Here is a 21,447-nt window from a genome sequence, read left to right as displayed (position 1 = left end):
CGTTCCCAATCACGCAACTCCCGCCCGAGCGCCGTCCGCATGAGTGCAGCGAGCCCCAAGACTCAGGACAAGGCGCTGGACAAGGCCGGCGAGCCCTCGATGGAGGAGATTCTCGCCTCCATCCGCCGCATCATCGCGGACGATCAGGCCGTCAAGCCGTCGGACGAGCCGGCGCCCCGGTCCGCCCCGCAGCCTGAGAACGACGACGTCCTCGACCTCGCGGAGGTGGCCGAGCCCGTGCGAAAGCCGCAGGCTCTGAAGCCCACGCCGATCGAGCCGGACCCGATCGACTTCGCCGACGAGCCCCTCGACTTCGACGCGATCGAGGTCGAGCCGGAGCCTCCGCCGGTCCGCGCTGCCGCGCCGGAGCTCCCGCGGGCGGCGCCGCCCGAGCCGCCGCGGGCGAGCCTCCACGACGACCTCCTCGACATGCAGGAGCCGCTAATCTCGGCGGCCGCCGGCGCCAACGTGAACCAGGCGTTCAGCCTGCTGGCCCACACGGTGCTCAGCCAGAACAGCCGGACCCTCGAGGACATCGTCAAGGACATGCTGCGGCCGATGCTGAAGGCGTGGCTCGACGACAACCTCCCGGTGATGGTCGAGCGTCTCGTGCGCGCGGAGATCGAGCGGGTGTCGCGCGGCCGCTGACGGCCTCGGCGCGGAGGTCATCGGTCGCGCCCGTGTTGACGCGGGCGTCCCGACGGGTTGAAAGCGGGCGCTCGATCGCTGCCCGCTCAAACCGGCCCGTACCCCGATGATGGACAAGACCTTCGATCCCGCCGCCGTCGAGGCGCGCATCGCCGCCGCCTGGGAGGCGGGGAACGCCTTCCGCGCCGGGCGCCCCGAGCGGGCCGGAGCCAGCCCCTACTGCATCGTGATCCCGCCGCCGAACGTGACGGGCACGCTCCACATGGGACACGCCCTCAACAACACGCTGCAGGACATACTCTGCCGGTTCGAGCGCATGCGCGGGCGCGACGTGCTCTGGCAGCCGGGCACGGACCACGCGGGCATCGCGACCCAGATGGTGGTCGAGCGCCGGCTGATGGAGACGCAGCAGCCGGACCGGCGCAGCATGGGCCGCGAGGCGTTCGTCGAGCGGGTCTGGGCCTGGAAGGCTGAATCCGGCGGCGCCATCGTCAACCAACTCAAGCGGCTCGGTGCCTCCTGCGACTGGTCGCGCGAGCGCTTCACCATGGACGAGGGACTGTCGGCGGCCGTCCTCAAGGTGTTCGTCGACCTTCACGCCCAGGGGTTGATCTATCGCGACAAGCGGCTCGTGAACTGGGATCCGAAGTTCCAGACGGCGATCTCGGACCTCGAGGTGCAGCAGGTCGAGGTGAAGGGCCATCTCTGGCACTTCGACTATCCCGTGGTCGACGAGTCCGGTGCCGAGACGGGCGAGATCGTCACCGTCGCCACCACCCGCCCCGAGACGATGCTCGGCGACACCGCCGTCGCGGTCCATCCGGAGGACGAGCGCTACCGCGCCCTCGTCGGCCGGCGCCTGCGCCTGCCCCTCGTCAACCGCCTGATCCCGATCGTCGCCGACGCGTATTCCGACCCGGAGAAGGGCACGGGCGCCGTCAAGATCACGCCCGCGCACGATTTCAACGATTTCGAGGTGGGCCGCCGCCAGGGCTGCCGGCCGATCAACGTGCTCGATCCGGAGGCCCGCCTCCTCCTCGACGGCAACGCCGACTTCCTCGCCGAGGCCGCGCCGGAGCCGGAGACGCTGGCGCTGCACGGCCTCGACCGGTTCGCGGCGCGCAAAGCGGTTGTCGCCCTGATGGAGGCCCGTGGCCTCCTGCGGCAGATCGAGCCGAACACCCACGCGGTGCCCCACGGCGACCGGTCGGGCGTCGTCATCGAGCCCTACCTCACCGACCAGTGGTACGTGAACGTGAAGCCGCTCGCCGAGCGGGCGCTGCAGGCCGTGCGCGACGGTCAGACCAAGTTCGTCCCCGAGAACTACGAGAAGATCTTCTTCCAGTGGCTGGAGAACATCGAGCCCTGGTGCATCTCGCGCCAGCTCTGGTGGGGCCACCAGATCCCGGTCTGGTACGACGATGCGGGCGGAATCTACGTCGCCGAGAGCGAGGCGGCGGCGCGGGCGCAGGCGGCGCAGGCGCGCGGCGGAGAGGTCGCCCTCACCCGCGACCCCGACGTCCTCGACACTTGGTTCTCCTCGGCGCTCTGGCCGTTCTCGACGCTCGGCTGGCCGGAGAGCACCCCGGAGCTCGCCCGCTTCTACCCGACCAACACCCTCGTCACCGGCAAGGACATCCTCTTCTTCTGGGTCGCCCGGATGATGATGATGGGCCTGCACGTCACCGACCGGGCGCCCTTCGACACCGTCTACCTGCACACTCTCGTGCGCGACGAGAAGGGTGCCAAGATGTCGAAGTCGAAGGGGAACGTGGTCGATCCCCTCGGCCTGATCGACCAGTACGGGGCGGACGCCCTGCGCTTCACGCTGACCGCCATGGCGGCGCAGGGGCGCGACATCAAGCTGAGCCTCCAGAGGGTCGAGGGCTACCGCAACTTCGCGACGAAGCTCTGGAACGCGGCCCGCTTCGCGGAGCTGAATGGCTGCCGGCTCGACCCGCGCTTCCGCCCGGAGGCAGTGCAGTCGGTCCTGAACCGCTGGGCGCTCGGCGAGGCAGCGCGCGCGGTCGCCGAGGTGGAGGGCGCCCTCGCGGCCTACCGCTTCAACGACGCGGCGGCGGCCGCCTACCGCTTCGTCTGGAACATCTTCTGCGACTGGTATCTCGAACTCGCCAAGCCCGTGCTGCAGGGGGAGGGCGTCGAGCCGGCCCTGCGCGCCGAGACGCAAGGGGCGATCGCCTTCCTGATCGACCAGATCGCCAAGCTCCTGCACCCCTTCATGCCCTTCCTCACGGAGGAGCTCTGGGCGATCAAGGGGGAGGGGCTGGCCGACCGCGGCCTCCTCGCGCTCGCCCCCTGGCCGCAGCTCGAAGGGCTCGCGGACCCCGAGGCCGAGGCCGAGATCGGGTTCGTGGTCGATCTCGTCTCCGAGGTGCGCTCGGCCCGCTCGGAGACGAACGTGCCGGCGGGCGCCCAGGTGCCGCTCGTCCTCGTGAACGCCGATGCGGCCGTGCGCGCCCGGGTCGAGGCGTGGCGCGACACGCTGCTGCGGCTGGCCCGCCTCTCCGAGATCACCTTCGCCGAGGCCGCCCCGCGGAATGCCGTGCAGCTCCTCGTCCGCGGCAGCGTCGCGGCCCTGCCGCTGGAGGGCATCGTCGATCTCGCCGCCGAGGTGGCGCGCCTCCGGAAGGAGGCCGGAAAGGCGGAAGGGGAGATCGGCAAGCTCGACACCAAGCTCGGGAACGCCGACTTCCTCGCCCGGGCCCCCGAGGAGGTGGTGGACGAGATCCGCGAGCGCCGGGACGCGGAGACCGGGCGCCTCGCGAAGATCCGCGAGGCGCTGGCGCGCCTGAGCGACGCGGAGGCCTGACCTCCGCGTCGCTCAGGCGGCGAGCTTGAGGCCGACGATGCCGGCCACGATCAGCCCGATGCAGCCGAGGCGGGCGGCGGTGGCCGGCTCGCCGAACAGAGCGACGCCGAGGAGCGCCGTGCCGATGGTGCCGATGCCGGTCCAGACCGCGTAGCCGGTGCCGACCGGCAGCGTCTTCAGGGCGATCGAGAGCAGCACCACGCTGACGATCATGCTGGCGAGGGTCAGGGTGGTCGGACCGAGGCGGGTGAAGCCCTCGGTGTATTTCAGGCCAATCGCCCAGCCCACCTCGAACAGGCCGGCAACGAACAGGATAGCCCAGGCCAAGACAGTCTCCCTGTCATGGGCAGGGCCGTCCCTACCGCTCGGGAATGGAGATCCGGCAACGCGCGTCGTTCGGGCGGGGCCGTCCCCGCAGGGCCGATATGGTTCGCGCGGCCACGCTCCGCCAGGCGGGCTCGCAGCCAACCTGACGAAACCGTAACCCCGCCGCCACGGATGGGTGAGGCGCCGCCCCGTAGGACAGGATCATCGCCCGCTGACGCTGCGGCGCCGCCCTGTCCATCGGAGACCCGGATGACCGACCTGCCCCAATCGACTCCCCGCCGCATCCGCCGCGGCGCCCTCGCTTCCGTCGCGGCCGCGGCCCTGGTGGCCGGCGGCGCCGTCGGTTCGAGCCTCGTGCAGCCCGCGACTCCCGCCTTCGCCCAGGCCCTGCCCAGGACACCGATCGAGGCGCCGGAGCACCCGCCGGGCTCCTTCGCCAACATCGTCGACAAGGTGAAGCCCGGGGTCGTCTCGGTGAAGGTGAAGCTCGACGCCAGCGCCTCCTCCGACGACGATGACGGCCCGGGCCAGGGCCGGGGCTTGCAGAACGTGCCGCCGCAGCTGCGCGAGTTCTTCAAGCGCTTCGGCCAGAACGGCCAGGGCGGCGGCATGCAGGGCATGCCCCAGCGCCAGGGCCAGCGCGGGGCTGTCGGCTCGGGCTTCATCATCTCGGGCGACGGCTACGTGGTGACGAACAATCACGTCGTCGACAACGCCAAGACCGTGCAGGTCACCCTCGACGACGGGCGCACCCTCGACGCCAAGGTGATCGGCAAGGATTCGAAGACCGACCTCGCGCTCCTGAAGATCAAGGACGAGGGCACCTATCCCTACGTGCAGTTCGGCAAGGCCGCCCCGCGGGTCGGCGACTGGGTGGTGGCGATCGGCAACCCGTTCGGGCTCGGCGGAACGGTGACGGCCGGCATCGTCTCGGCCCGCGGCCGCGACATCGGCGCCGGCCCCTACGACGATTTCCTGCAGATCGACGCGCCGATCAACAAGGGCAACTCCGGCGGCCCGACCTTCAACGTCAACGGCGAGGTCGTGGGCGTGAACACGGCGATCGCCTCGCCGTCCGGCGGCAGCGTCGGCCTCGCCTTCGCCATCCCCGCCGAGACCGTGCAGGCGGTGGTCGAGCAGCTGCGCACCGACGGCAAGGTCGCCCGCGGCTATCTCGGCGTCCAGGTCCAGCCCGTGACCAAGGACATCGCGGACGGCCTCGGCCTCGACAAGCCGAAGGGCGCGCTCGTCGACCATGCCGAGAACGGCACGCCCGCCGCGAAAGCGGGCCTGAAGTCCGGCGACGTGATCGAGTCGGTCAACGGCAATCCGGTCAGCGACGCCAAGGAGCTGTCCCGCAAGATCGCTGGCCTCAAGCCCGGCGCCAAGGTCGAGATCGCCTACCTGCGCGGCGGCAAGTCGGACACCGCGACGATCACCCTCGGCGCGCTGCCGAACGACGGCAAGGTGGCGAGCCGCGGCAGCGACACCTCCGACGGCCAGCCGCGCCTCGGCCTCAGCCTCGCCCCGGCCGCCGATGTCGGTCTCGCGGACGAGGGCGTCGCGGTGATGGAGGTCGATCCCGACGGGCCGGCCGCGGCCAAGGGCATCGAGCAGGGCGACGTGATCCTCGACGTCGCCGGCCAGAGCGTCTCGAAGCCCTCCGAGGTCGCCGAGCGCATCCGCTCCGCCGAGGCGAGCGGGCGCAAGGCGGTGCTGATGCGGATCAAGAACCAGAAGGGCGTCACCCGCTTCGTGGCGGTCGCGCTCTCGAAGAACGCCGGCTGATCGGCCGGCTCTCTCGATCGGGCTCGGAGCCGGCTCCCCCTCATCCGGTTCCTTCGACTGGCGTCGGCCCCTCGCGGGCCGGCGCCTTTTTTCATTTCGCCATGAGTGCGCGCGCAGGGCGGGCCTGCGATGCGGGAGTGCGGGTTCGACCCGCGGACCGGCCGCGCCATATGCCGTCCTGTCCGAAACCCTGAGGGGAACTCCGATGCCCAGCGAGACCTCGACCGGCCAGAATTCCTCACCGAAGAACCCGTCCGAAAGGAACCCCTCCGGCACCTTCGCCATCGGCGGGGACCTCACCGTCAATCGCCTGGGCTTCGGTGCCATGCGCATCACCGGCTCCGGCATCTGGGGCGAGCCCCCCTCCCGGCGGGCCGCCGAGGCGACGCTGGCGCGGGTGCCGGAGCTCGGCATCAATCTGATCGACACCGCCGACAGCTACGGACCCTTCGTCAGCGAGGCTCTGATCCGCGCCGTGCTTCATCCCTATCCGGGCCTCGTCGTCGCGACGAAGGGCGGCCTCACCCGGCACGGACCCGACATCTGGCGCCCGGTCGGCAACCCGGACTACCTGCGCCAGTGCGTGCTGATGAGCCTGCGCCGGCTCGGGCTCGAGCGCATCGACCTCTGGCAGTTGCACCGGATCGGCCCGGATTGCCCGCGCGAGGTGCAGTTCGAGGCGATCGCCCGGATGCGGGACGAAGGGCTGATCCGCCATGTGGGCCTCAGCGAGGTCTCGATCGACGACATCGAGGCGGCCCGGGCGTACTTCCCCGTCGCCACGGTGCAGAACCAGTACAATCTCGTCGACCGAACCAGCGAGGCGGTGCTCGACCACTGCACGCAACAGGGTATCGGCTTCATCCCCTGGGCACCCCTCGCCCGCGGTGCGCTGGCCCGCGAGGGATCGGCGCTGGCCGAGATCGCGGGACGCCACGGGGCCGGCGAGGGGGCGGTGGCGCTGGCCTGGCTCCTGAAGCGCTCCCCGGTGATGCTGCCGATCCCCGGCACCGGCGACCCGGACCACCTCGCCGACAACATGGCGGGCGCCTTCCTCGCGCTCACGGAGGCCGAGTTCGAGGCCCTCGACGAGCAAGGCCGGGCCGCCTGGGAGGCGGGAGCTGCCTAGCCCGTTTCCTGCATGAGCCGCGCGATCGCCGAGAACCGAAAGATGGAGCGCATGCGCGCCGCGAGCCCGATCCACGCCCTCGGCCCCGCGACCGGCCTTCTCGCGGGCCTCCTCGGCAGCCTGCTGCCGGCCGGCTCCGAGGCCCAGCCGGGCTGGGTCTCGGGCACCTATGTCTACGCGGATCTCTGCACGCTGCCCGCGAGCGGGGACCTGTCCGGCCACCGCATCACGCTGCGGCGCTCGCCGAATGGGAACGGGCTCGTCTACGAGGTCGGGCGGCAGGGCTCCGGACCCGTGGCGGCCACAGGGCCGGCGCTCGTCGTCGACGACGCGGCCCGGACGGTCGCGTTCACGGCCGAGACGGAAGCCGGGCCGATCTCGTTCGAGGGAACGCTCGCGCCCGATCTGCTGGCGGGCATCCTCAGCGACGCGAGCGGCGCGCACCCGCTGCGCCTGCCCCGGGTGCTGCGGGCGGGTGCCCGCCGCGCCTGCTCGGGCCCGGAGGCCACCGAAACCACCGGGACGATCACGCCCGCGCGCTGACCGCGTCGGTCTTGCGCGCGAGCCTGGGTCCGCATTGCGCGAGAATGCGCTAGACCGGAGGCATGCGCGCGCCTCTCCTCGCCCTGCCGCTCCTCCTCGCCTGCGCCGCCCCGGCCCTCGCCGATGCCTGCGACACGCTCGCCGCGCGGATGATCCGCGCCACCGGCGCCTCGATCGCAGGGCGCCAGGGCTCGCTCGCGGTGTTCCGCGCAGCCGATGCCGACCGGATGAGCCTCGACTGCCGCAAGCCCGCCCGAGTGGTCCTCGGCTCGCACGAGCGAGAGCCGGACCGCCGATTCTTCGCCCTGATCGGCCTCGCCGCCGAGGGGCTGGCGGGTGCCTCACGGGCGGATGCGGCGGTGCTCGGACTGCGATTGCACCAGGATTCGCTGCTCGCGGGCGCCCCGCAGGAGGGAGTCGTCGGGCGGGCGAGCCTGCGCTGCGAGACGGGGCCGCGCGGGGACGGGCTCGCTGGCAATCTCACCGTCTGCGTCCTGCGCCCGCGGGAGCCCACGATCCTGCGCAGCCGGGCCGGCCTTTCGCCCGCCGCGTCGGCGGGCTAGATCCTGCCGCCATGTCGAGCCCGAACCCCGATACCGCCGCCTCTCCCACGCCGGTCGCCGTGCGCGTCGGCGGAGCCGTCTTCGCCAACGACCGGCCTTTCGCGCTGATCGCCGGCCCCTGCCAGCTCGAGGGACGCGCCCACGCGCTCGAGATCGCCGCCGCGCTCAAGGAGATGACGGAGCGGCTCGGCATCGGCCTCGTCTTCAAGGGCTCGTTCGACAAGGCGAACCGCACCTCGGCGGGCTCGGCCCGCGGCCTCGGCCTCGGCGGTGCGCTGCCGATCTTCGCCGAGGTCAAGGCGCAGCTCGGGCTGCCCGTGCTCACCGACGTGCACGAGGCGGCGCAATGCGCCGCCGCGGCGGAGGTTGTCGACGTCCTCCAGATCCCGGCCTTCCTGTGCCGCCAGACCGACCTGCTGCTGGCAGCCGCCGCCACGGGCCGCGTCGTCAACGTGAAGAAGGGGCAATTTCTCGCTCCCTGGGACATGGCGCACGTCGCCGCCAAGGTGACGGGAGCCGGTAATCCCAACGTGCTGGTGACGGAGCGCGGCGCCTCCTTCGGCTACAACACGCTCGTCTCGGACATGCGCAGCCTGCCCGTCATGGCGCAGGTCACGGCCGGCCTGCCGGTGGTGTTCGACGCGACCCACTCGGTGCAGCAGCCGGGCGGGCAGGGCGCGACCTCGGGCGGAGAGCGGAGATTCGTGGCCGTCCTCGCCCGCGCCGCGGTCGCAGTCGGCGTGGCGGGGCTGTTCATCGAGACCCATCCGGACCCCGACCGCGCACCGTCCGACGGTCCCAACATGGTGGCGCTCAGGGACATGCCGGCGCTCCTCGAGACCCTTCGGGCCTTCGACCGCGTGGCCAAGAACTAGAGGCGTCCCGGGCGGCCTCAGGCCCGGCGCAGACGCCTGCGAGGCACGCGGAAACGGCGGGGCTCGCACCCCGCCGCTCTTCCGTCAGACCGAAGCGTTCCGGTCTCAGTAAGCCGTGTAGGCCGGGCCGGCGCCGCGGCCGTAATCCGACACCGGGCGGTCGAGACGGTCGGCGCTTCCGTAGCGGGCGGGCGCATCGAGCCGGCGCGGAGCGAGCGTGCCCGTCACGATGTCGCCCGCGGCGCCCACGGTGCCGCCGACCACGCCACCCACGGCTCCGGTCACACCCCCGACGACGCCGCCAACGCCGCCGATCAGGCCGCCACGCGGGCCGACCGGGTCGATATGGGCGCCCCAGACGTTCAGCGTGCCGTCGCGGTTGTAGGTCGCGCTGTCGGAATCGAAGGTCTGGGCGAGGCTCGGCGAGGCGGCGAGACCGAGTGCGAGGGCGAGCGCCGTGGTGATCCGGGTGCTGGTGTTCATGATCAATCCTCTGCGTTTACGGAGCGGCCCTAGGACGACTGAAGCAGCGTAAATCTGCCGTTTTCAATCAGATGTCGTCGCCGCTCGACTGCGATGGGCTTGATCTGGGAAGGCTCAGCAAGCGGACAATACCCAGATTGTCGCATCGCAATATCGATATTTTTCGCATTGGGGCGAAAGCGAAGGCACTTTTGTGCTGCGACACTATGCTGAAAAAATTATACCTTTGTTCTCAAGGGGTTTCCATGACCCTCGCGGATGTTGTGCGTGCAGTGCACCACCGCACATGAGGCTCGAATCACCGGCTTACTCCGCCCGGCTCCCACCGTCCGGAAACGAATTTCCGCTGACGCTTCGGGATCCGCGCTCGTCAGGACGATCGAGGAGGCCTATGCGGGCGCTCCTCACGCAGTCTTGCCGGGGACAGGCCGGAGTTCTGCCCGATCGATCCATGACGAGGAACCGGTGTCGGCCGGATCTTCCGGGGAACGTCTCGGCCGCGGGGACGTTTGATACTCCAATCGTGTCATAGCTGACGAAAGGATATCATGCGCAAGCTCGCACTCATCTCGGCTGTCGCTCTCTCGGTCGGAACCATGGCGGCCACCTCCGCCGACGCGCGTCCGCGCGGCTACTACGGCCACGGCTACGGCCACCACCATCATTACGGGCACGGATACGGCCGCCGCGGCATCGGCACCGGCGCGGCCGTCGGCCTTGGCATCGCGGGTCTGGCAGCCGGCGCCATCGCGGCCGGCGCCGCGCGCGACGCCTATTCCCGGGACGGATATTACGGCCGGGCGCCGGGCTACGGATACTACGGCTACGGCTACTGAGAGCCGCAGCACCGAGAGTTCCGCGAGGGCGGCCGGTCACACCGGCCGCCCTTCTCGTATGGGCGAGCCTCAGCGGGCTCGGTATGGCGGCACGCCGGGATCGGGCAGCCAGACGGATTTCGGCGGCTCGCCGGTCTGCCAGAACACGTCGATCGGGATGCCGCCGCGCGGGTACCAGAAACCGCCGATGCGGAGATACCGGGGCTCCAGCAGCGTCGTCAGCCGCTTGCCGATCGCCACCGTGCAATCCTCATGGAAGGCGCCGTGATTTCGGAAGCTCGTGAGATAGAGCTTGAGCGATTTCGACTCCACGAGCCAGCGGTCCGGCACGTAGTCGATCACGAGGATCGCGAAGTCGGGCTGGCCCGTCACCGGGCAGAGCGAGGTGAATTCGGGCGCGGTGAAGCGGGCGAGGTAGTCCGTGTCCGCGTGTGGGTTCGGCACCCGGTCGAGGCGCGCCGTCTCGGGTGATGCCGGCTGCGGCGTCGCCTGCCCGAGCTGCAGGTCCGCGTGGGTCTCGGGCGTGTGGGTCTCGTTCGTCATGGGACCGCCCTATACCCGCCGGGCCGTATCCGCGCATCCCCGCCCGTACGGGCCCGCGAGCGGGCGCTTGCCCACCGCCCTCGGTTGACGGATAAGCCCGAGCGCCGATTCCCGCATTTCGGTCCGGGGGCTTGCTGATCTGCGGCGCTGGAGCGCGCCTGCAGCGGATCGCCCCGGGCGCGACGACACAGCCCGCCGCCTCGAGAGGGGACACTAGATGACCGCGATCACCAACATCGCCGCCCGCGAGATCCTGGACAGCCGGGGCAACCCCACCGTCGAGGTCGACGTGCTCCTCGAGGACGGCTCCTTCGGCCGCGCCGCGGTGCCGTCGGGCGCCTCCACCGGCGCCCACGAGGCCGTCGAGCTGCGCGACGGCGACAAGGCGCGCTTTTCCGGCAAGGGCGTGCGCAAGGCCGTCAACGCCGTCCAGACCGAGATCCTCGACGCGATCGGCGGCATGGACGCGGAGGATCAGGTCGCCGTCGACGAGGCGATGATCGAGCTCGACGGCACCCCCAACAAGGCGCGCCTCGGGGCCAACGCCATTCTCGGCGTCTCGCTCGCGGTGGCCAAGGCCGCGGCGGAGGCCTCCGGCCTGCCGCTCTACCGCTACATCGGCGGCGTGCAGGGGCGTGTGCTGCCGGTGCCGATGATGAACATCATCAACGGCGGTGCGCATGCCGACAACCCGATCGACTTCCAGGAATTCATGATCATGCCGGTGGGCGCCTCCTCGCTCGCCGAGGCCGTGCGCATGGGCTCGGAGGTGTTCCACACGCTCAAGAGCGCCCTCAAGAAGGCCGGCCACAACACCAACGTCGGCGACGAGGGCGGCTTCGCCCCCAACCTTCCCTCGGCCGAGGCCGGCCTCGACTTCGTGATGGAGTCGATCCAGGCCGCCGGCTTCAAGCCTGGCACCGAGATCGTGCTGGCGCTCGACTGCGCGGCGACCGAGTTCTTCAAGGACGGCGCCTACCACTATGAGGGCGAGGGCAAGACGCGCGACATCGCGGCCCAGGTCGACTACCTCGCCGAGCTCGTGGCCAAGTACCCGATCGTCTCGATCGAGGACGGCATGTCGGAGGACGACTGGGAGGGCTGGAAGCTCCTGACCGACAAGATCGGCGACCGCTGCCAGCTCGTGGGCGACGACCTCTTCGTCACGAACGTCGAGCGGCTGTCCCGCGGCATCGGCTCGGGCACGGCGAACTCGATCCTCGTGAAGGTGAACCAGATCGGCTCGCTGACCGAGACGCTGGCGGCCGTCGATATGGCCCAGCGCGCGGGCTACACGGCGGTGATGTCGCACCGCTCCGGCGAGACCGAGGACTCGACCATCGCGGATCTGGCGGTCGCGACGAATTGCGGGCAGATCAAGACCGGCTCGCTCGCCCGCTCGGACCGGCTGGCCAAGTACAACCAACTCATCCGCATCGAGGAGGGCCTGGGGCCGCAGGGGCTCTACGCGGGCCGCGCCGCGATCAAGCAGCTCGCGGGCCGCTGAGGGTCGCGACGGCGCTCTTCGGAGCCCGCGCCCGCAGGTCTGAAGCCTTTGTTAACCTTGCGCGGCGATGGTCGGCCCATGGTCGTCCGTCGCCGCGTCAGAACCGTCCTCATACCGCTCGGTCTCTGGACCGTGTCGGCGCTCGTCGTCAGCTACTTCGTCTACCAGGCGGAGAACGGCAGCCGCGGCCTGGAGGCGAAGCGCGCCGTCAAGGAACAGGCCTTCGGCCTCATCCGCGAGCTCGCGGCCGCCAAGGCCGACCGGGCCGTCTGGGAGCACCGCGTCGCGCTTCTGCGCAGCGAGCAGATCGACCGCGATCTCCTGGAGGAGCGGGCCCGCGTCGTGCTCGGCCGTGTGCACGCCAACGATGTCGTGATCATCGGCCCCTGACTCTTGCCGCCGCCCCGCATTTCGCAACGTGCGGCCGCACAGGTTCACAACGACACAATCTCAGATCGAATTGACGGTCTCCCGATCTGACAAGACGGCGAGGCTGTCAGAGGAGCAGCCCTCGCTTTCCAGCGGACCCTGCACTACACCGTGGCTGGCAGACAGATCACGGGAGGTCGCCGATGGATGCCGCCAAGGAAGCGGGGCAGCCGAAACCCGATGAGGCTCGGACCCAGGGCAAGCCTGAGGCGAGCGGCACCCCGGAGGCGGGTCACCGGCCGGCGCCGAACACGCCGCAATTCTCCCGCGACGAGGACCTCCACGCCTACCACGAGATGCTGCTGATCCGCCGCTTCGAGGAGAAGGCGGGCCAGCTCTACGGCATGGGCCTGATCGGCGGCTTCTGCCACCTCTACATCGGCCAAGAGGCCGTGGTCGTCGGCATGCAGATGGCCTCGGAGGAGGGGGATCAGGTGATCACCGGATACCGGGATCACGGCCATATGCTCGCCTGCGGCATGGACCCCAAGGGCGTGATGGCCGAGCTGACCGGGCGCCGCGGCGGTTATTCCCGCGGCAAGGGCGGCTCGATGCACATGTTCTCCCGCGAGAAGCAGTTCTTCGGCGGCCACGGCATCGTCGGCGCGCAGGTCTCCCTCGGCACCGGCCTCGGCTTCGCCGACGCCTACCGCAAGAACGGCAAGGTCAGCCTCACCTACATGGGCGACGGCGCGGCCAACCAGGGCCAGGTCTACGAGAGCTTCAACATGGCCGCGCTCTGGAAGCTGCCGGTCGTCTACGTGATCGAGAACAACCGCTACGCCATGGGCACGTCCGTGGTCCGCGCCTCGGCGCAGACGGACTTCTCGAAGCGCGGACTCTCCTTCGGGATCCCGGGCGAGCAGGTGGACGGGATGGACGTGCGCACCGTGCGCGAGGCGGCGACACGGGCGATCCAGCACGCCCGCTCGGGCGAGGGGCCCTACATCCTCGAGATGCAGACCTACCGCTACCGCGGCCACTCCATGTCCGACCCGGCCAAGTACCGGTCGAAGGACGAGGTCTCGAAGATGCGCGAGGAGTACGACCCGATCGAGACGGTGCGCAAGCGCCTGCTCGAGCTTCACGGGGTTCCCGAGGCCGAGATCAAGGCCACCGACGCCAAGGTGCGCGAGACCGTCAACGACGCGGCCGAGTTCGCCACCCACGATCCCGAGCCCGATCCGTCCGAGCTCCGGACCGACATCCTGCTGGAGGCGCGCGCCTGAGGGCGCCCCCTCCAGCCTTCAGGCCGCCCCGCCAGACGCCCCTCCGACAGAGTCCTTCCATGGCGACCGACATCCTCATGCCCGCGCTCTCCCCGACCATGGAGGAGGGGAAGCTTGCCAAGTGGCTCAAGAAGGAGGGCGACGCGGTGAAGTCCGGCGACGTACTCGCCGAGATCGAGACCGACAAGGCCACCATGGAGGTCGAGGCCATCGACGAGGGCGTCCTGGCCAAGATCCTGATCCAGGAGGGCACGGAGGGGGTCGCCGTCAACACGCCGATCGCGATCATCGCGGAGGAGGGCGAGGACGTCTCGGCCGCTGCGGCCGGAGGAGCCAGGCCGAAGGGGAACGGCGCCGACACGGGCGGGCAGCCCGCGCCCGCCCCGGACATGCAGGCGGAGGGGCAGGCGAAGGCCCCCGCCCCCGCGGCGAAGAGCGCCGAGGATGCGCCCCGCGCCCCGGCCGCCCCCGCCACGATCACCAACAAGGCGCCCGCGCCGGTGATGGAGGAGTTTCCGGCCGGCACCGAGATGGTGACCATGACGGTGCGCGAGGCGCTCCGCGACGCGATGGCCGAGGAGATGCGCCGGGACGAGGACGTCTTCGTGATGGGCGAGGAAGTCGCCGAGTACCAGGGCGCCTACAAGATCACGCAGGGCCTGCTGCAGGAGTTCGGGGCACGCCGCGTGGTCGACACGCCGATCACCGAGCACGGCTTCGCGGGCATCGGCGTCGGCGCCGCCTATACGGGCCTGAAGCCGATCGTCGAGTTCATGACCTTCAACTTCGCCATGCAGGCGATCGACCACATCATCAACTCGGCGGCCAAGACCCTCTACATGTCGGGCGGCCAGCTCGGCTGCTCCATCGTGTTCCGCGGGCCGAACGGGGCCGCCGCGCGCGTGGCCGCCCAGCACAGCCACGACTACGCCGCCTGGTACTCGAACGTGCCCGGCCTCAAGGTGATCGCGCCCTACACGGCCTCCGACGCCAAGGGCCTGCTCAAGGCCGCGATCCGCGACCCGAACCCCGTGATCTTCCTCGAGAACGAGATCCTCTACGGCCAGTCCTTCCCGGTGCCGAAGCTCGACGACTTCGTGCTGCCGATCGGCAAGGCGCGCATCCATCGCCAGGGCTCGGACGTAACCATCGTCTCCTTCGCGATCGGCATGACCTACGCGCTGAAGGCGGCGCAGGCGCTTGCCGAACAGGGCATCGAGGCCGAGGTGATCGACCTGCGCACGATCCGCCCGATGGACACCGACACGGTGGTAGAATCGGTCAAGAAGACCGGCCGCTGCATCACGGTGGAGGAGGGCTTCCCGCAATCCGGCGTCGGCGCAGAGATCGTGGCCCGCCTGATGGTCGATGCCTTCGACTACCTCGACGCGCCGGTGCTTCGCATCACCGGCAAGGACGTTCCGATGCCCTACGCGGCCAATCTCGAGAAGCTCGCGCTGCCGACCGTGGCCGAGGTCGTCGAGGCGGCCAAGAGCGTCTGCTACAAGTGACAGCGCGTCGTGATGCGGATGAAGCCAATGCGCGACGCGGGAATGCCGCTGCTGTGCCTCCTGCTCGTCGGCGGCTGCATGCCGCCGCTGAGCAGCACCCCGCCCATGACCTACGCGGAAGCGAGCAGCCAGCGTTCCGTGATCAGGCCGGCCGGCATCTCGACGGATCAATTGCTGAGCATGCGGCAGGAGCAACAGATCGCCGCGCTCAATAGGACCGTGAAGCAGGCAGATCCCGGTGCCTGCACCCTGAACGCGATCGCGGTCTCCGAAGTCGGAGTCAAAGGGCGCAGCATCTGGAACGCCTCGTGCCGCGGAACGCCTCTTCCACCGGATTACGCCGTCATCCTGCCGAAGAAGGCCGACGAGACGGCCCACGTCCTCAGATGCCGCAACGAACTGACAAGCAGTCTCAAATGCTCCTCGTTCTAGGGTCCGAAACCGATTGTTGAGTGCATGAGCAAGGTCTTCGAGGAACTCTCCATCCCTCCCGATGCCGTCGAGAACGGCGGCGTCGAGGTGCTGCGCGCCGCGGTCGTGGACGGGGCCGTGAGCGTGGCGCTCCGGCGCGCGTTCGACGATCCCGCGACCTGGGGGCGCCTCCTGATCGATCTCGCCCGGCAGGCGGCCCGTGCCTACGCCCTGGAGACCGAGATGTCGGAGGACGAAGCCTTCGAGCGCATTCGCGCCGGGCTGGAGGCCGAGAGCCTCGCTCCCGACACCATGAATTGACGCAACGCCCCGAACGGTCGATCAGGATTCACAGCCCATGCCGATCAACGTCCTGATGCCCGCCCTCTCGCCCACGATGGAGAAGGGCAACCTCGCCAAGTGGCTCAAGAAGGAGGGCGACGCGGTGAAGTCCGGCGACGTGCTCGCCGAGATCGAGACCGACAAGGCCACCATGGAGGTCGAGGCCATCGACGAGGGCGTCCTGGCCAAGATCCTGGTGCCCGAAGGCACCGCGGACGTGCCCGTCAACGACCTGATCGCGCTGATCGCCGCCGAGGGGGAGGATCCGGGCAGCGTCCAGGCTCCGGCGGGCGGCGGGGCGGCACCAGCTCCCAAGGAGGCGCCCGCGCAGCCTGCGAAGGCCGACGCCTCGCCTGCCGCGCAGAACACCACCCCCGGCGGCGGCCACATGAGCTACGAGCGGGTGAATCAGGCACCGGAGGGTGCCGTCCCCGCGCAGGGTGCCAAGGCCGACGGCGCCGCGCAGGCGGGCCCGTCCGGCGGACGCGTCTTCGCTTCGCCGCTCGCCCGCCGCATCGCCAAGCAGGAAGGGATCGACCTGTCGGCGGTCCAGGGCTCGGGCCCGCATGGCCGGGTGATCGAGCGCGACGTGCGCGCCGCCGCGGCGAACGGGACGGGCAAGGCGGCTCCGAAGCCCACCGCGGCTCCGGCCGCCGAGGCTCCGGCGGCCGGGGCCGCCCCCGCTCCGAAGGCTGCCGCGAGCGCGCCGGCCGGCCTCAGCCTCGATCAGGTCCGGGGCTTCTATGACAAGGGCGCCTACGAGGAGGTGCCTCTCGACGGCATGCGCAAGACCATCGCCAAGCGCCTCACCGAGGCGATGCAGGTGGCGCCGCACTTCTATCTCACCGTCGATTGCGAGCTCGACGCGCTGATGAAGCTGCGCGAGCAGCTGAACGGGTCCGCCGGCGTGACCAAGGACGGCAAGCCGCTGTTCAAGCTCTCGGTGAACGACTTCGTCATCAAGGCGATGGGCCTAGCCCTGATGCGCGTGCCGACCGCCAACGCCGTCTGGGCCGAGGACCGGATCCTGCGCTTCAACAATGCGGAGGTGGGCGTGGCTGTCGCGATCGACGGCGGCCTGTTCACCCCCGTCATCCGCAAGGCCGACCAGAAGACGCTCTCGACGATCTCGAACGAGATGAAGGACTTCGCCGCCCGTGCCCGGGCCAAGAAGCTGAAGCCCGAGGAGTACCAGGGCGGCGTCACCTCGGTGTCGAACCTCGGCATGTTCGGGATCAAGCACTTCACGGCGGTGATCAACCCGCCCCAGTCGACGATCCTCGCGGTCGGCGCGGGCGAGAAGCGCGTCGTGGTCCGCGACGGCGCCCCGGCGGTGGTGCAGATGATGACCTGCACCCTCTCCTGCGACCATCGCGTCCTCGACGGGGCGCTCGGCGCCGAGCTGATCTCGGCCTTCAAGAGCCTGATCGAGAACCCGATGGGGATGCTGGTGTGAGGACGGGCCCGCAGCCCGTCGAGCGCCCGAGCCGTGATCCAGGCTTTACCAAGAACCGTCCTTCCGGGGCGCCGCAGGCGGGCTCGGGAGCCAGAACCGCGGGCCGAGATCCACCCGACGCTGCAGTCGGCGGGTCCGGCATCCGGGCTCTGCTTCGCAGCCCCGGGGTGACGCACCGGGTCGAACGCCGAGGATAGCACCCATGCCCGACACCTACGACGTCCTCATCATCGGCGCCGGGCCCGGCGGCTACGTCACGGCGATCCGCGCCGCGCAACTCGGCTTCAAGACCGCGGTGGTCGACCGCGAGCACCTGGGGGGCATCTGCCTCAACTGGGGCTGCATCCCCACCAAGGCGCTGCTGCGCTCGGCCGAGATCTACCACTACATGCAGCACGCCTCCGATTACGGTCTCTCGGCGGAGAAGGTCGGGTTCGATGCGGCCGCCATCGTCAAGCGCTCACGGGGCGTGTCCGGCCGGCTCAACGGCGGCGTCGGCATGCTGCTCAAGAAGAACAAGGTCGACGTGATCTGGGGCGAGGCCGCGATCGACTCCGCGGCCAAGGGCAACCAGCCGGGGCAGGTCACCGTCAAGGAGACGAAGCGCGCCGAGGCGCCGAAGGGCGCCAAGGGCGCGGGCACCTACCAGGCCAAGCACATCATCGTGGCGACGGGGGCCCGCCCACGGGCGATCCCCGGCATCGAGCCCGACAAGAAGCAGATCTGGACCTACTACGAGGCCATGGTGCCGGACGCGATGCCCAAGAGCCTCCTCGTGATGGGTTCGGGCGCGATCGGCATCGAGTTCGCCTCGTTCTACCGCACCATGGGCGCCGAGGTGACCGTGGTGGAGCTGCTGCCGCAGATCCTGCCGGTGGAGGATGCCGAGATCGCCGGGCTCGCCCGCAAGCGCTTCGAGAAGCAGGGCATCAAGATCCTCACCGGCGCCAAGGTGACGAAGGTCGAGAAGGGTGCGGATTCCGTCACCGCCACCATCGAGGGCTCCGACGGCAAGACGCAGGCGATCACGGCCGAGAAGCTGATCTCGGCGGTGGGCGTCGTCGGCAACATCGAGGGGATCGGGCTGGAGAAGCTCGGCGTGACGATCGACCGGGGCGTCGTCGTCACCGACGGGCTCGGGCGGACCAACGTGCCGGGAGTCTACGCGATCGGCGACGTCGCCGGCCCGCCGATGCTCGCCCACAAGGCCGAGCACGAGGGCGTCATCTGCATCGAGACCATCAAGGGCCTGCACACCCATCCGATGGACAAGGGCAAGATCCCGGGCTGCACCTACTGCCAGCCGCAGATCGCGAGCGTCGGGCTGACCGAGGCGAAGGCCAAGGAGCAGGGTTTCTCCGTGAAGGTCGGCCGCTTCCCCTTCGCGGGCAACGGCAAGGCCATCGCCCTCGGCGAGCCGGACGGCCTCATCAAGACGGTGTTCGACGCCAAGACCGGGCAGCTGCTCGGGGCTCACATGGTCGGGGCCGAAGTAACCGAGCTGATCCAGGGCTATGTCGTCGCGATGACGCTGGAGACCACCGAGGAAGAGCTGATGCACACGGTCTTCCCGCACCCGACGCTCTCGGAGATGATGCACGAGAGCGTGCTCGACGCCTACGGGAAGGTGATCCACACCTGATCGCGGCGCGGGTCGCCCGCGGGTCCTCGGGCGGGTGCGGAGCCTGCCAGGCTCATCGCTTCTCGAGGCGCAGATAGAGGTAGCGCAGGCAGCCGGTCCGGTGGAGCTCACGCAGGACGGCGCCGCCGGTGAGGCCGGTCCGATCGTCCGGCGCGATCGTGTGGTAGCTCGGGCCCGTGTGACGCGTGGCGTCCTGCACGGCGAGGGCGAGGCCGGCACGCGCCGCATCGCGCCCGATCTCGTCGAGGGCGGTCCACTTGTCCGGCCAGGGGCCGAACTCCGCCTCCAGCCTCTCCTCGAAGGCCGCGACCACCCCGGGCGGGAGCGGGGGGCGCGCGAGAACGAAGTCGCTCATCGCCAGCACGCCGCCGGGGCTGAGCACCCGGCTCGCCTCCGCGAGGAACGCGGCCCGGCTCGCGAAGTGGAAGGCTGCCTCGACGCAGAGGAGCCGGTCGAAGCTCGCGGCCGCGAAGGGGAGGCGGCAGGCGTCCGCGGCGATCCAGGTCGCGTTCGTCGGTGCGGGCTCGCGGCCCAGGCTGACCGCGAGCTGACGCGCGTCGATGTTGAGGCCGACGAGGTCGGCGCCCGGATGGCTCAGGCGCAGCGCGCGGAGCGTACCGCCGAAGCCGCAGCCCACATCCAGCACACGGTCGCCGGCGCGGATCCCGAGCAGGTCCACCAGCCGCTCGCTCAGGCGCACCTGCGCCGCGGCGAAGGTGGCGCGGGCTCGCCTGGGACCCAGCGCGTCGGGCTCGTCCCAGTGGCCGAGATGGACGTGGTCGATCTCGGCCCCTGTCGCGACGGCGGCCAGGAACGCGTCGAAGTAGGCCGGGACCCGGGGCACCGGCCTAGCCCCAGCAGTGGACGCGATCCCTCCCGCGGGATTCGGCCATGAACGAGCAGGCCGTCCAGCGCCGGGTGGTGCCGATCACGGGAGAGACGTGGTGCAGGAAGCGGCCCGACCGCAGCAGCACGATCGTCCCCGCCTCGACGTCGAAGGCGTGGCGGGCGAAGGCCGCGACGTCGGGCTTCGGCACGGGGCGGTCCCGGTTCTGGAAGCGGGCGGACCACGCCTCGGACTTTGCGTCGAAGACCTCGAGCATCCCGCCCTGCTCGGCCCGGGAGAGAGTCAGCACGAAGGAGAAGATGTCGCCGTCGATCAGCGTCTCCAGGTGCTCGTAGCTCGGCCGTATCCGCTGCTCGTTGTCGAAATGGGGCGGGATGTAGCCGCCCTCCCGGTGGGAGCGGAAGGTCGTGACCATGTAGGGACCGGCGCTTCCGGGACCCGGCGGAGCGCCGTAGGGCCGTCCGCCGTCGAGCGCCGAGAGCAGGCGGAGGACCCGCGCCTCGAAGCCGCCGTAGGGTGCCATCAGAGCCGCGAGGCTTCGCGAGAAGGATGGCTCCATCTCGAAATACGCGCGCAGGCTCGGGTCGGCGAGATTGAGGTTCATCCCGTAGAACGAGGAGCGGAACGGCGCCGGGAACGAGGTGGCCGGAAAGCCAGGCCTGTTCGCTTCGAGGTCCGCGACGATGGCGGCGCATTCCTCCGCACTGAAGACATTCCGGACGACGACGGCCTGCTCGTCGTCGGCGCGCAGGCGGCTGAGCGCAGTGCCGTGGGCGGCCGCCTCCGACGCATCGAGGGACACCGTTCGGAGAAACGTCATCGAGGAACCTTCCGCCCTGGTCATCCGCGGATACCGCGGCCGCGCGCTCCCGCGCAATCGGGGACGCGGGCCGGGTGAACCGGCGGCCGCTCGCGCGTTGTCCCCGGACGACAGCTCCCTGTCCCCGCGAGGTCCGCATGAAGAATCCTGCGATGAGCCTGTGGCTCTCGGCCGCGAACCGGGCCGCCGGCTGGTGGATCGGCACGGCGACATCGGCGATGCGCCGGCAGCAACAGCTCGCCGCTGCCGAGATGATCAAGTCCGCGACGGGAAAGAAGTCCGCGCGCAAGCGCCGGGCGAGGCCGAAGCGCCGGCGCACGCCCGCCTGACGGCGGGCCGCTGGCGCCGGGCGGCCGACGGAGAGCGCCGTGCGGGGAGAGAACCCCGCAGCGGCGGCGTGGTACGCCTCAGTGGGCGCCGTGGCTGCTGCCCTTGCCGTGCGCGCCGGGCGACGAGCCCGAGCCCGCATCGTTGGCGCCGGTCGTGTTCGTGGTGCCCGAGCGGCTCTTGTCGCCCGTCGACGGGCCGCTGCCCGCCGCACCCGGCGACGAACCGGCACCGGCATCGTTCGGCCCGGTGCTGTTCATGGTTCCGGACCGGCTCGTCCCGGAGCCTCCCTCCGCGGCCAGGGCGGCCGAACCGAGGACGAGCGTGGTGGCGATGGCGAGCGTGACGGCTTTCATAGGGC

23 protein-coding genes are annotated in these 21,447 nt (G+C 70.4%); 17 read left to right on the top strand and 6 right to left on the bottom strand.

The window, feature by feature from the left end:
- Window positions 1–39 precede the first annotated feature (39 nt).
- Entirely contained in the window at window positions 40–648 is a 609-nt protein-coding gene (locus tag MOX02_RS15785) for a PopZ family protein (RefSeq protein WP_174804934.1), read from the top strand.
- A gap of 106 nt (window positions 649–754) precedes the next feature.
- Window positions 755–3,478, top strand: a complete 2,724-nt coding sequence (locus tag MOX02_RS15780) for a valine--tRNA ligase (RefSeq protein WP_147026747.1) — start codon at window positions 755–757, stop codon at window positions 3,476–3,478.
- Between the two features lie 12 nt (window positions 3,479–3,490).
- On the opposite strand, the gene sugE is transcribed toward MOX02_RS15780, so the two are convergent.
- Window positions 3,491–3,805: a quaternary ammonium compound efflux SMR transporter SugE gene (gene sugE / locus MOX02_RS15775; protein ID WP_147026746.1), complete on the bottom strand. Its 315-nt coding sequence runs from the start codon at window positions 3,803–3,805 to the stop codon at window positions 3,491–3,493.
- Window positions 3,806–4,054: 249 nt separating this feature from the next.
- On the opposite strand from sugE, the gene MOX02_RS15770 reads away from it, so the two are divergent.
- The 5 genes from MOX02_RS15770 (at window position 4,055) to kdsA (ending at window position 8,703) form a co-directional block, all read left to right on the top strand.
- Window positions 4,055–5,593, top strand: coding sequence for a Do family serine endopeptidase (locus MOX02_RS15770; protein WP_147026745.1), 1,539 nt, complete (start codon window positions 4,055–4,057; stop codon window positions 5,591–5,593).
- 205 nt (window positions 5,594–5,798) lie between these two features.
- Window positions 5,799–6,722 (top strand): aldo/keto reductase, encoded by a 924-nt coding sequence (locus tag MOX02_RS15765; RefSeq protein WP_147026744.1) that lies wholly within the window; start codon window positions 5,799–5,801, stop codon window positions 6,720–6,722.
- A 12-nt stretch (window positions 6,723–6,734) separates the two neighbouring features.
- Window positions 6,735–7,265, top strand: a complete 531-nt coding sequence (locus MOX02_RS15760; protein ID WP_238179143.1) for a hypothetical protein — start codon at window positions 6,735–6,737, stop codon at window positions 7,263–7,265.
- A 62-nt stretch (window positions 7,266–7,327) separates the two neighbouring features.
- The gene (locus MOX02_RS15755; protein ID WP_147026743.1) at window positions 7,328–7,828 is read left to right on the top strand and encodes a hypothetical protein; all 501 of its coding nucleotides are present in this window, start codon (window positions 7,328–7,330) and stop codon (window positions 7,826–7,828) included.
- A gap of 11 nt (window positions 7,829–7,839) precedes the next feature.
- Window positions 7,840–8,703, top strand: coding sequence for a 3-deoxy-8-phosphooctulonate synthase (gene kdsA, locus MOX02_RS15750; protein WP_147026742.1), 864 nt, complete (start codon window positions 7,840–7,842; stop codon window positions 8,701–8,703).
- A 105-nt stretch (window positions 8,704–8,808) separates the two neighbouring features.
- Here the strand turns inward: kdsA and MOX02_RS31830 are convergent, their stop codons facing one another.
- A complete protein-coding gene (locus tag MOX02_RS31830; protein ID WP_238179141.1) occupies window positions 8,809–9,186 on the bottom strand; it encodes a hypothetical protein in 378 nt (125 codons plus the stop codon).
- 548 nt (window positions 9,187–9,734) lie between these two features.
- On the opposite strand from MOX02_RS31830, the gene MOX02_RS15740 reads away from it, so the two are divergent.
- Complete coding sequence (locus MOX02_RS15740; protein WP_147026741.1) at window positions 9,735–10,022, top strand: hypothetical protein; 288 nt, start codon at window positions 9,735–9,737, stop codon at window positions 10,020–10,022.
- A gap of 69 nt (window positions 10,023–10,091) precedes the next feature.
- On the opposite strand, the gene queF is transcribed toward MOX02_RS15740, so the two are convergent.
- Entirely contained in the window at window positions 10,092–10,565 is a 474-nt protein-coding gene (gene queF / locus MOX02_RS15735; RefSeq protein WP_147026740.1) for a preQ(1) synthase, read from the bottom strand.
- 217 nt (window positions 10,566–10,782) lie between these two features.
- Here queF and eno point away from each other — a divergent pair, with 217 nt between their 5' ends.
- The 8 genes from eno to lpdA all read left to right on the top strand — a co-directional run bounded on the left by eno (window position 10,783) and on the right by lpdA (window position 19,092).
- Window positions 10,783–12,072 carry a phosphopyruvate hydratase gene (gene eno / locus MOX02_RS15730; protein ID WP_147026739.1) on the top strand — a complete coding sequence of 430 codons (1,290 nt, stop codon included), beginning with the start codon at window positions 10,783–10,785 and terminating at the stop codon, window positions 12,070–12,072.
- Between the two features lie 78 nt (window positions 12,073–12,150).
- Window positions 12,151–12,462 carry an FtsB family cell division protein gene (locus tag MOX02_RS15725; protein ID WP_147026738.1) on the top strand — a complete coding sequence of 104 codons (312 nt, stop codon included), beginning with the start codon at window positions 12,151–12,153 and terminating at the stop codon, window positions 12,460–12,462.
- A gap of 182 nt (window positions 12,463–12,644) precedes the next feature.
- Window positions 12,645–13,730 (top strand): pyruvate dehydrogenase (acetyl-transferring) E1 component subunit alpha, encoded by a 1,086-nt coding sequence (pdhA, locus tag MOX02_RS15720; RefSeq protein WP_147026737.1) that lies wholly within the window; start codon window positions 12,645–12,647, stop codon window positions 13,728–13,730.
- A 59-nt stretch (window positions 13,731–13,789) separates the two neighbouring features.
- On the top strand, window positions 13,790–15,241 hold the full coding sequence (locus MOX02_RS15715; protein WP_147026736.1) for a pyruvate dehydrogenase complex E1 component subunit beta: 1,452 nt from the start codon (window positions 13,790–13,792) through the stop codon (window positions 15,239–15,241).
- Window positions 15,242–15,268: 27 nt separating this feature from the next.
- Complete coding sequence (locus MOX02_RS15710; RefSeq protein WP_147026735.1) at window positions 15,269–15,673, top strand: hypothetical protein; 405 nt, start codon at window positions 15,269–15,271, stop codon at window positions 15,671–15,673.
- Window positions 15,674–15,697: 24 nt separating this feature from the next.
- Window positions 15,698–15,973, top strand: coding sequence for a DUF5076 domain-containing protein (locus tag MOX02_RS15705; protein WP_147026734.1), 276 nt, complete (start codon window positions 15,698–15,700; stop codon window positions 15,971–15,973).
- A gap of 37 nt (window positions 15,974–16,010) precedes the next feature.
- Complete coding sequence (locus tag MOX02_RS15700; RefSeq protein WP_147026733.1) at window positions 16,011–17,450, top strand: pyruvate dehydrogenase complex dihydrolipoamide acetyltransferase; 1,440 nt, start codon at window positions 16,011–16,013, stop codon at window positions 17,448–17,450.
- 202 nt (window positions 17,451–17,652) lie between these two features.
- Window positions 17,653–19,092, top strand: a complete 1,440-nt coding sequence (gene lpdA, locus MOX02_RS15695) for a dihydrolipoyl dehydrogenase (RefSeq protein ID WP_147026732.1) — start codon at window positions 17,653–17,655, stop codon at window positions 19,090–19,092.
- A gap of 52 nt (window positions 19,093–19,144) precedes the next feature.
- On the opposite strand, the gene MOX02_RS15690 is transcribed toward lpdA, so the two are convergent.
- Both MOX02_RS15690 and MOX02_RS15685 read right to left on the bottom strand, forming a co-directional pair.
- Window positions 19,145–19,936 (bottom strand): class I SAM-dependent methyltransferase, encoded by a 792-nt coding sequence (locus tag MOX02_RS15690; RefSeq protein WP_147026731.1) that lies wholly within the window; start codon window positions 19,934–19,936, stop codon window positions 19,145–19,147.
- Window positions 19,937–19,940: 4 nt separating this feature from the next.
- Complete coding sequence (locus tag MOX02_RS15685; RefSeq protein ID WP_147026730.1) at window positions 19,941–20,759, bottom strand: 2OG-Fe(II)-dependent halogenase WelO5 family protein; 819 nt, start codon at window positions 20,757–20,759, stop codon at window positions 19,941–19,943.
- Window positions 20,760–20,896: 137 nt separating this feature from the next.
- On the opposite strand from MOX02_RS15685, the gene MOX02_RS15680 reads away from it, so the two are divergent.
- Window positions 20,897–21,088: a hypothetical protein gene (locus tag MOX02_RS15680; RefSeq protein ID WP_147026729.1), complete on the top strand. Its 192-nt coding sequence runs from the start codon at window positions 20,897–20,899 to the stop codon at window positions 21,086–21,088.
- A gap of 78 nt (window positions 21,089–21,166) precedes the next feature.
- Here MOX02_RS15680 and MOX02_RS15675 read toward each other — a convergent pair whose 3' ends face one another.
- Window positions 21,167–21,442 carry a hypothetical protein gene (locus tag MOX02_RS15675; protein ID WP_147026728.1) on the bottom strand — a complete coding sequence of 92 codons (276 nt, stop codon included), beginning with the start codon at window positions 21,440–21,442 and terminating at the stop codon, window positions 21,167–21,169.
- Between the last annotated feature and the right edge of the window lie 5 nt (window positions 21,443–21,447).

The sequence above is a fragment of the Methylobacterium oxalidis genome (assembly GCF_007992195.1).
GTDB lineage: Bacteria > Pseudomonadota > Alphaproteobacteria > Rhizobiales > Beijerinckiaceae > Methylobacterium > Methylobacterium oxalidis.
This window is presented reverse-complemented; position numbering and strand designations above follow the sequence as displayed.

Excerpts from the sequence above, each read along its gene's own strand:
- MOX02_RS15785 (WP_174804934.1), top strand. The coding sequence starts at position 40 with ATGAGTGCAGCGAGCCCCAAGACTCAGGACAAGGCGCTGGACAAGGCC.
- MOX02_RS15780 (WP_147026747.1), top strand. The coding sequence starts at position 755 with ATGATGGACAAGACCTTCGATCCCGCCGCCGTCGAGGCGCGCATCGCC.
- MOX02_RS15770 (WP_147026745.1), top strand. The coding sequence starts at position 4,055 with ATGACCGACCTGCCCCAATCGACTCCCCGCCGCATCCGCCGCGGCGCC.
- MOX02_RS15765 (WP_147026744.1), top strand. The coding sequence starts at position 5,799 with ATGCCCAGCGAGACCTCGACCGGCCAGAATTCCTCACCGAAGAACCCG.
- MOX02_RS15760 (WP_238179143.1), top strand. The coding sequence starts at position 6,735 with ATGAGCCGCGCGATCGCCGAGAACCGAAAGATGGAGCGCATGCGCGCC.
- MOX02_RS15755 (WP_147026743.1), top strand. The coding sequence starts at position 7,328 with ATGCGCGCGCCTCTCCTCGCCCTGCCGCTCCTCCTCGCCTGCGCCGCC.
- kdsA (WP_147026742.1), top strand. The coding sequence starts at position 7,840 with ATGTCGAGCCCGAACCCCGATACCGCCGCCTCTCCCACGCCGGTCGCC.
- MOX02_RS31830 (WP_238179141.1), bottom strand. The coding sequence starts at position 9,186 with ATGAACACCAGCACCCGGATCACCACGGCGCTCGCCCTCGCACTCGGT.
- MOX02_RS15740 (WP_147026741.1), top strand. The coding sequence starts at position 9,735 with ATGCGCAAGCTCGCACTCATCTCGGCTGTCGCTCTCTCGGTCGGAACC.
- queF (WP_147026740.1), bottom strand. The coding sequence starts at position 10,565 with ATGACGAACGAGACCCACACGCCCGAGACCCACGCGGACCTGCAGCTC.
- eno (WP_147026739.1), top strand. The coding sequence starts at position 10,783 with ATGACCGCGATCACCAACATCGCCGCCCGCGAGATCCTGGACAGCCGG.
- MOX02_RS15725 (WP_147026738.1), top strand. The coding sequence starts at position 12,151 with ATGGTCGTCCGTCGCCGCGTCAGAACCGTCCTCATACCGCTCGGTCTC.
- pdhA (WP_147026737.1), top strand. The coding sequence starts at position 12,645 with ATGGATGCCGCCAAGGAAGCGGGGCAGCCGAAACCCGATGAGGCTCGG.
- MOX02_RS15715 (WP_147026736.1), top strand. The coding sequence starts at position 13,790 with ATGGCGACCGACATCCTCATGCCCGCGCTCTCCCCGACCATGGAGGAG.
- MOX02_RS15710 (WP_147026735.1), top strand. The coding sequence starts at position 15,269 with ATGCGCGACGCGGGAATGCCGCTGCTGTGCCTCCTGCTCGTCGGCGGC.
- MOX02_RS15705 (WP_147026734.1), top strand. The coding sequence starts at position 15,698 with ATGAGCAAGGTCTTCGAGGAACTCTCCATCCCTCCCGATGCCGTCGAG.
- MOX02_RS15700 (WP_147026733.1), top strand. The coding sequence starts at position 16,011 with ATGCCGATCAACGTCCTGATGCCCGCCCTCTCGCCCACGATGGAGAAG.
- lpdA (WP_147026732.1), top strand. The coding sequence starts at position 17,653 with ATGCCCGACACCTACGACGTCCTCATCATCGGCGCCGGGCCCGGCGGC.
- MOX02_RS15685 (WP_147026730.1), bottom strand. The coding sequence starts at position 20,759 with ATGACGTTTCTCCGAACGGTGTCCCTCGATGCGTCGGAGGCGGCCGCC.
- MOX02_RS15680 (WP_147026729.1), top strand. The coding sequence starts at position 20,897 with ATGAAGAATCCTGCGATGAGCCTGTGGCTCTCGGCCGCGAACCGGGCC.
- MOX02_RS15675 (WP_147026728.1), bottom strand. The coding sequence starts at position 21,442 with ATGAAAGCCGTCACGCTCGCCATCGCCACCACGCTCGTCCTCGGTTCG.